This is a genomic window from Rhizobium sp. 2YAF20 (assembly GCF_052114685.1).
Taxonomy (GTDB): Bacteria; Pseudomonadota; Alphaproteobacteria; order Rhizobiales; family Rhizobiaceae; genus Rhizobium.
This window is the reverse complement of sequence record NZ_JBFRFF010000054.1, coordinates 26,686-35,194: the sequence shown is the minus strand read 5'-3', so window position 1 is coordinate 35,194 and position 8,509 is coordinate 26,686. Positions and strand designations below refer to the sequence as shown.

At 59.0% G+C, this 8,509-nt stretch carries 5 protein-coding genes and 1 pseudogene; 4 read left to right on the top strand and 2 right to left on the bottom strand.

Going from position 1 to position 8,509, the window contains the following annotated elements; genetic code table 11:
- The 3 genes and pseudogenes from AB4Z52_RS32660 to AB4Z52_RS32650 all read left to right on the top strand — a co-directional run.
- Positions 1 to 330 (top strand): annotated as a pseudogene (locus AB4Z52_RS32660) (hypothetical protein); the annotation flags it as partial.
- Positions 331 to 770: 440 nt separating this feature from the next.
- Complete coding sequence (locus tag AB4Z52_RS32655; RefSeq protein ID WP_442222007.1) at positions 771 to 950, top strand: hypothetical protein; 180 nt, start codon at positions 771 to 773, stop codon at positions 948 to 950.
- Positions 951 to 1,345: 395 nt separating this feature from the next.
- Positions 1,346 to 1,561, top strand: coding sequence for a hypothetical protein (locus AB4Z52_RS32650; protein ID WP_442222006.1), 216 nt, complete (start codon positions 1,346 to 1,348; stop codon positions 1,559 to 1,561).
- Between the two features lie 300 nt (positions 1,562 to 1,861).
- Here AB4Z52_RS32650 and AB4Z52_RS32645 read toward each other — a convergent pair whose 3' ends face one another.
- Positions 1,862 to 2,176, bottom strand: a complete 315-nt coding sequence (locus tag AB4Z52_RS32645; protein WP_442222005.1) for a hypothetical protein — start codon at positions 2,174 to 2,176, stop codon at positions 1,862 to 1,864.
- Positions 2,177 to 2,209: 33 nt separating this feature from the next.
- Positions 2,210 to 2,590, bottom strand: a complete 381-nt coding sequence (locus tag AB4Z52_RS32640; protein WP_442222004.1) for a hypothetical protein — start codon at positions 2,588 to 2,590, stop codon at positions 2,210 to 2,212.
- A gap of 274 nt (positions 2,591 to 2,864) precedes the next feature.
- On the opposite strand from AB4Z52_RS32640, the gene AB4Z52_RS32635 reads away from it, so the two are divergent.
- Complete coding sequence (locus AB4Z52_RS32635) at positions 2,865 to 8,507, top strand: lysozyme inhibitor LprI family protein (protein WP_442222003.1); 5,643 nt, start codon at positions 2,865 to 2,867, stop codon at positions 8,505 to 8,507.
- The last annotated feature ends 2 nt before the right edge of the window (positions 8,508 to 8,509 follow it).

Here is an 8,509-nt window from a genome sequence, read left to right as displayed (position 1 = left end):
TGCCGTTTCGCTTTTTCGCGCCGCCCCATTGGCGATGATGTTGAGGGGATGGTGAGCGTCGGGTTTCATTTGGTTGGATTGCCTGATGTCTTGATCACCATTCCCCGGAAAGATGATCAGCAGCCTTCAACCAATGCCGAGCAGCTCGAGATCGCTGCTTTGATTGATGATATCGCCGATCAGATAGCCCGGGAAGGCATTGAAACAGCCTTAGCGGATCGTCATGCTGCTCTATCGAACGACACCCGGTACGAGGAGGATGAGTACAAATTCAATCCATTCGGAGTCGTGAGCATTCGAGAGAAAGCGCTTTTACGAAGAGACTTTTGAGACTCGCGCATCTGTATCTGCAGATTGGGGACGGGATGCTATATTTCTGGCCATGCCTGGTTTCGGCTGCTGAGCGCGTCATAGGCCTTCAAGCCGGCAAAGCTGTATGTGAATCGGCAGCGAACACTGACCCCTCGGTGGATTCGGCATTAAGCGCCTGATAATGCTGATCGATTGATGGTGCCGGTGGGGTCATCATCGGCGCCGGTCGCGCCTCCACCGACTTTCCAAATTGTTGCGAAAAATCAACGCCTTGCGCTCCTCTAGCGAGGGGCCAGTGTTTGCTGCGGGTTTACAAATGCACTGGTGGTGGGTGCTGACCTGTATGAAGCAAGGCAGTTCCAAGGATGTGATCTTCCTTTGACCCGTTCGGCCGATTCAATCTGCTTGCGTTTCCGCAAGCCAAGCTGTTGATTGTCTTCTTTGGCAGGAGTGGACAAATGGTTGTGTTCAAGTATTCAGCCGAGAATGTCGAACGAGCAGCCGAGATTGAAAAGCAACTTAAGAATCTCGCTCTAGAAATGGCGTCGTCCAATATCAAACAGATCAAATACGAAGAATTGTTAGCGCTGCAGCAAGGCCTGATCGCCGAAAGAGATGCGCTGCGGATCAAAGACTAAGCCGTCCGCGACGCGCCGGCTCCTTGGCGAGCAGTTCGGCGTTTTCTATCTGTGACTCTCTGAAATCAACCTTGAGGCGACAAATAGGCCTGTTCGTTTAGGTTTCCTACAAATGGTAGGAGCGAGCAATGAAATCGGCCAACGATTAGGAATTCATGCCACTCGTAGAAGCGGAATGGGTCAGCGCGGTGATAGTGCTTACTCTGCCGATGGCCATTTTCGGCGTGGCGCTCATATGCTCATTTTTCGTCTAGCGCGACCGGCTCGAGAGCAGCATCCATGATGAAGCCCGGATTAATGGGACCATCACGTTTCGTTCACTTCCCCTGGGTTAGCTTCCAGCCAACGTCCACAGCGACGTTGAACTCAAGCTGAGAGTTAATCCGAGGAACCCCATGAACAAGCTCTTTATCGCCTCTGCAATCGCCCTGGCATCTCTCGTCGCCACGACGCTTCCGTCCTTGGCCGACGACGGCTACTACCATCACCATCGCCACTATGACCACGGCGATTGGGACCATCACCGTCATCATCGTGACTGCTTCACAAAGAGAATGGTCGGCTGGCACCACGGCCATAAGGTCGTCACAGAAGAGCGTGTCTGCCGATAGTTGTTTCCAACAAAGGGGGCCCGGTCATCGCCGGGCTCCTTCGCGAGGAGCTGGTACGGTGCCAGCCAAGGCTTTGCGTCCGCAAACCGAATATCGAAAAATTTGTATGCGCAGCCGGCGCCGGCTCTGAGGGTCGGCATTGGTTCGGCAAGTGTTCAAGATGACCAAGATCCGCCAGGCATTCCAGAATCAGATTGGGAATTTGGAAAATTCCAGTTCCAAATAGGCCAATTTGACGGGGCATGTCACCATATCCATGGTCTGCCATATCCCCCTTTTTCTTTCACCACCGCTCGACTTTTAGCCCCAGTCAATCAAAACGATAAAAACGAGGCTTCCGAGGACAGCAACAGCGAAAGCGGCGGTGACGGCCCGAATGATTCTGGGATGCCGACGAAGTGGAAGATATGCAAACCAGCTCGCTGCAATGAGCGATATGTTCAAAAACAACATTCCAACGACAAAGCTACCAGCATTCATTCTGCTGAGCGCAGGGTTAGACACCGTCCCGAGGTACACAACAGACAACCCAATCGTTATCAAAATTGCAAAGACGAAGCTGCAGGAAAAATACGAAAGCAGCAATGCCAGGCTCAACGGCTTTTGCACCGTCATAACGAGCATCCCAATTGTATAGGCGCCTCATACTCACTGAATGACGTATGTGCCTTCAACGCCATTCCCCATGTTAAAGACCAGGTCTTTGTCTTTTTTCAGTTTGAGGTCCAGCTGCCTGAACGGTCGGGATTTGAAAGACGAGCTCGATGATATCAAGACAACACTATCCTCGCTCCGGCTCCAACAGCCATTCGCAGCTTGGTCCATGTTGCCATAAGCGAATGTGTACTCAAAACTGCCGTCGGATAGCAGCAACAGCTCCGAACCTACCTCCGTGACACCTTCGAGATAATAGTGCCCTGCCAATGAAGCGTCAGCGGGCGCACACGCCATTGCCGACGCGGCCGCACCCAGGCTTACAACGGCAAACAGCCCAAAGATCAAGGTACGTTTCAAATGGCGATTCAACATGTTTTTGCTGCAGGGCTTCCGAGGATGAATGTTATCCGTGTATCGAAGCAGCCGCCCTCAAGCTAGGCACTAGATGTAGCTAAACCGATATTATTGCCGAATAATCTGTTTTGTCCTGAGCTCATTTCGCGCGAGCCTATGCCAGCGATCCCAATAAAGAAAATTTTAGGTTGCGGGCGGCTCCCGGATTTCGGCGTCCGCTGGGCTGCTCTTGTCTTGGCTGAAGATAGTTCATATTGACTAGCGTGCCGGCTATTTGAGAAACGAGTTACCGATGGCTTTCGTCCCCCGCGTGCGTATACTTGTTGCCCTCGGTTGCGGCCTTTTTTCGACGGTCTGCCAAGCGCAATCCTTTGATTGCAGCAAGGCGCAGACCGCCATCGAAAGGGCGATTTGTGCCTCGCCGATCTTGATTGCTCAAGACACCGCCCTGGCGGCGTCCTATCGGCAGGCTCTGGTCGATATTGGTGGTGACCCGGCAAAGCTCAGTGATCTGCGGCAGCAACAGCGGCGCTGGCTGACGGACCGGAACAAATCCTGCATCCAATCAGACGCAATCGGCCTGTCGAAATGCCTGACAACAGCCTACCAGGCACGACTTGCAGCCCTCAAGGCAGCAAGCTCCTCGGCAGACGGCAATAGTGCAGGATCTGCCCAGCCGGCCGAACCTGCAGCTTCAACCGCCGTCGAAACGCAGGCGCCCGTGGCACAAGAGGCAGAAGCGCCGCCGGCCGCCGTATCTCAGCCCGCGCCCATCAAAGCCTTGCCCCGGCCCGTGTCGCAGCCTCATTTGGCGTTGGATCAACTGCCTGCCGATCAGGATGGCAGCACGTTGCTGACCGTCGACACGCCCGGCCATACCACCATCCGCGCGAAAAGCAGCTCCGGTGTGGCAATGCAGCTCGTCGATATGATCGCCGGGCCAGGGGACCGTATGGGTGCACCTGGCGTCAGCGATGGCCGGATCGATGCGCTGCTCGACAAGGGCACCTACAAGATCCGCGTATTCGGTGCCAAGGGCGCTGCCGGCAATGTCAAGCTCACAGCGCAAGCCTATCAGGAGCTTGAGAGCCCCGATGCCGCTTTGTCGGCCACCGCCCCCGTCAGTGCCGATCTAAGTGATCTCCAGCAGAGATCCTATTGGATCGACATTCCCGATTCCGGACGCGTCGATATCGAGGCAGTCGGGCGCTCGCTTCAGGACCTGCGCTTGTGGCGAAATGGCACCGACATTGCCGATCTTTCGCCGAAGATCTCGATCTTCGAGCTGAAACCGGGCCTTCCCATGACCCGGGCAGGACTGACGGGAACGGTCGAGCCCGGCCGCTATCTCGTGACAGCCTATGGCGGACAGAAGCTTGTCTGGACGAACTCGGACGCCGCTGAGCCGTTTCGCATCCGCACCGGCACGCAGATGTCGCTCGCCGCGGGGATCGCCGAAGGCGTGATCGGGCCTTTTGGTTCGGTCCGTTTCGAGGCTCCCGCCGATCTCGACACCTTCCGCCTCGAGCTGCCGCAATCGGCGCCGGCGGTGCTTCGTGCCGGCCGTATTGCCAATACGGCGACCGCGTTTCAAAGTGCCGCGATAGTCAAGGCCAGTCGAGAACCAGTAGCCACGCTTTCGCTCCCGGCAACCGGCCAACCCGGCATTGTCGAAGTGTCGGGATATGAGGGCCAGCGCTTCCAGGTTCGGGGACTGCGGTTCAGCAATCAGGCACAATTCGATGGCTCGGCGCCCAACCTCATCAGCCTTGATGTTGCTGGCGAAGGTGGTGATGAGATTCCAGCCACGGCCTTGCTGCTGCGCCAGGATAGCAGCGGCAAGGCCACTATCGTCGCATCGGATATACCCCATTTGAGCTCTGGTCAGGCCTGGCACCGGCGCTTCAATTTACGCGGGCCGACATCGCTGCTGTTCGAGATGAGACAGACAGGCCAGATCGCGATCAAGACCTCGGGCGTTGCACTGCACGCCGATATCAGTCCTGTTCTGGTTGGCAATGCGCCGCGCGCCGATGGCCGCAATCCCGATCGTTTCGATTTGGACGCCGGCTACTATCTGTTGCGCCTCATGCCCGACAACAATACGGCCGGCACCGTCGACCTCGCCTTTGGTACGCCTGGCGTTGTCCCGCCGGTCCAACCCGCCGCACCGGCGCGCGCAAACATTTCGTTTGGTATCCGAGACGCCGAACAGGCCACCAGCTACGAGATCATCACCAATGCAGCGCCCGGTCTGCTTACGGGGCCACGTGCCGTGGCACTGCCCGCCGATCTGCAGGTGCGGCCGTTGACCCTTTGGCAATCCACCGATGCCACGGCACAGCCGCAGCCCGGACAGAGCCAGCCGATGTCCAATATCCCGGCGCCCGTGCCGCAAGCCCAGGAGGCACCTGCCGATGGCGCGGATGCCCTGTCACGGCCCGCATCGCCAGCGGATTTGCGCATCGATGTGCATGTGCCGCCTGGCGGGGCAATCACTGCCGTTGACATGCACAATGCGCCCGTCGCTTTTGCCACCAGCAATGAACGTGTTGACGCAAAAGGTCGGACGCTGACACTGCGTTTTCCCGCTCCTTCTGCTCCCCGGGTTATAGGTGTGAGCTGGCTACCCGATCCGGCTGCGGCGCGGCGAAGTACGCCGCCGGCCCCTGCGTTACCCTTGATTGCCGGCCAACGCCAATTTCTCGACCTCGCCGAGGATGCGCAGAAATCCTATCGCCTGGATGTTGCGGAAGGCGGCCTTTATCGCATCGAGACCCTTGGCCGCTTGCAGACATCGCTGAGCCTTGGCACGTCGTTCTTGCCGAAACTGGGACAAGCGTCTGATAACGGCGATGGCCACAATGCGCTGCTGCAGACCTATCTGCGTGCTGGATCATATCAGGTCGCCGTCTCCGCACAGAACTCGTCCGGCCATCTCGGCGTCAGCGTTATGCCATCGTCCCTTGCGACGGCGGCGACCCTGGTCCCCGATGGCACCAGCCGTGGCGCTCTATCGGGCGGACGTGGCGCCATAGTGCCAATCGAGATAACGAGTGCCGGATCCTATCAGCTTGACCTCTATTCCCTTGGCGGCGATCTCAACGCTCGCCTGGAGGATTCCGAAGGATGGCCACTCACCGCTCCCGGCCCGCTCTCCACGCTGAGCCAGGATTTCACCCCGGGACATTACCGCCTCGTGATTCTACCGCGCGACGTCGATACGCGTTTTGTCGCGCGGCTAAGGTCGACTACCGACGCCCCGCAACTGCAGGGCCACGGGCCGCATCCGCTAGCCTTCAATCAGGCACAGGCATTTCAGTGGCGCGAGCCTCAAAGCAAAAGCGATCCACGCGTTCCCGACAGCTGGACCTTCGATCTCCTCGCCGACGCTGACGTCAGCACTGACCTGACCGAGGGCATGATCGGCACCCTGTTCCGCAACGACAAGGACCAGATCGCCAGATTTGTCACCACTTCTCACTTTAACGGAACGCTGAAGGCAGGGCACTATCGGATCGATCTCGTGAGCCTCGCCCATGACGACCGATTGGACTACCAGATCACCTTGAACACCAAAGCCCTGCAGCCCGGGGAGGCGCGCTTCGTCAACCTTCCGGCCGAACTCTCCTTCAATGTCGCGAATGACCGTGTCGTCAGCCTCAGCACTTTCGGCCGCAGCGAAATCAAGGGCGTGCTGAAGGACGGATATGGCACCGTGATCGAACGGCTCGCCGGCCGCAGCGATGATTGGAACATCGCACTGTCCAGCCGTCTGCCGGCCGGGTCCTATACGCTGGCTCTCGATGCGGCAGTTGCGGCAGGCACGACCAGCGGCCAGCAGGCTGAAAATTCGGACAATCAGGAAGCCGATTCAAGCGATGGCGACCAACAGTCTGCCGGCGATGATCAGGCCAATGCCTCGGATATCGAGGTTCAGTTTGCCTTGCCGCAGGAATTGCCGCAGCCGACGCTTGCGGCCGACGGCACGGCCGAGGTCACCGGCGCCTCCGTCTTTACATTCCCTTTGCCGGCTAACGTCAAGGATCAACTCGCGCTGGTGGCGGCGCAATCCACCAGCGAACTGGTTCTCTCTGTCGAAAAGCGAGGTGCCGACGGTATCTGGAAGCCGCAAGCCTTCGCCCGTGGCCACACGCCTCTTATCGCCCGGCCTGCCTCAGAGGGAGAAACACAATGGCGCGCGTCGGTCTGGACCCTTGATGGCGGAACAGCGCCCATAAAAATTGCCGCGCGCAGCATCGCCCGCGACATGCGCGAACCCGGCGATATCGCCTTGGAGCCGGTGACCATCGATGGCCTTGGTCTCTCGCTGGACGTTGCGCTTGTGCACGCACCATCGGCGGGTCTTGTCGAACTCGATACCGCCACTGATCTGCTTGCGGGAGCAAGTGCCGATCGACCGCTCACGACAGCAACATCGGGACTCTTTGCTCCACAATCGGATCGACTATGGCTGGTTGCTCGCCAAGGCGGCCATGTGCAAGTGAGCCCTGCCAAACCTAATAGCGAGATCGCGCTGACGCTGATGCCCGGAGATCAGGCGGTTGTTCCGGCGACAGCGCCATTGCCGGGCAAAGTCCGGTTGTGGCGCGCGGACTCGGCCTTTGGACAGCCAGGCCTTAACGCCGGGCGCGGCATGGGCGTCAGCCTCAACAGCGCGGTAGCCCTAGCCGATCATCAGGATTTGCATGTGCGGAATGCCGGAAGCGATGAGAGCCTGCAGATGCGGCTTGTTCCTGTCGATGCCGCCGAACTCGAAGCAGTGGTGCTCGATGGCAGCTATACCGCGACCGTGCCTGCCTTTAGCGCGCGGCCGGTGACGCTGCCAGCGGGGGCGAAGCGGCTGACGCTTGACCTGGCGCCCGGGATAGCGGTCGTCTCCGTCCCGTCAGCTTCTCAATTGTTGAATGTCTGGTCGGGTGCCGCACCCCTTTCACGCAGCATCGCCACGTCGGCCGAAGAGATCTGGCTTGTCAACTTGACCGGCGATGCGGGCTCTGCGCGCGTCAGCCTATCGCCTGGACAGGCCATTGCACTGGGCATCGATCAAATCCGGCGCCGGTTCTTCGGTATGGTCGGATCGGAAGAGATCGCGGTCGACGCCCAAAGCGGCGATGTTCTGAATGTCTCCGGCGGCGTAGCAACCTTCATTGGGGCCGACGGTCGGGTCTCGCGCGGCGATCGTATTTCCGCGTCCGGTCCCGGCCAACTGATCCTCGACCATGGTGCCGGGCTTGCGGCGCTGTGGCTGGAACGCGGCGGTAAGTCGCCGTGGCCGAAGCCCGAGCCAAAATCAGTCTCTCTGCCACAAATCGTGACGCTTGAGGGTGAGGCCATGGCGTTCCGCGTCAATCCCGCTCAACCGATGGTGCTGGATGTCAGTAGCGACGCGCCAGTCATTGTCAGCCTGGAGCAGAATGGCCATCGCGATCTGCAGCTATTCCCGACAGGAGCCGAATTCCACCGCTATGTTGCGGCGAGTGAGGCAGTCTTAACGCTCTATTCCACCCACGAAGGGCCATTGTCCGGTACCATGGATCTGATGGCAACGCCGGTGGTTCCGGTTAGCGAGGGGATTGGCGCGCCGGTCGTGCTTGCGCCGGGCACAACCGCCTTGTTTGGCTTCGAGGTCAAGAACAGCGGTAATATCGGCGCCGGTTTGCGTTCCGATCCGGACCTTGCCATTGGCCGCCTGCTCGATGCCAAGGGCCAGTCGCTCGGCGAAGGCGTCAACCAGCTCAAGCAGCTTGAGGCTGGCTACTACCTTTTGGAAGCGCACGCGCCGGTTGACGCTCCAACGCTGGTCGTCAGGCCCGCAGTGGTTGGATTGTCGCCGCCACCCGCAGGTCCGCCGCCTGAAATTATCAATGATTATCTCCAGCGTGCCGGTTTGAAGCCCACGGGATCGAAGTGAGA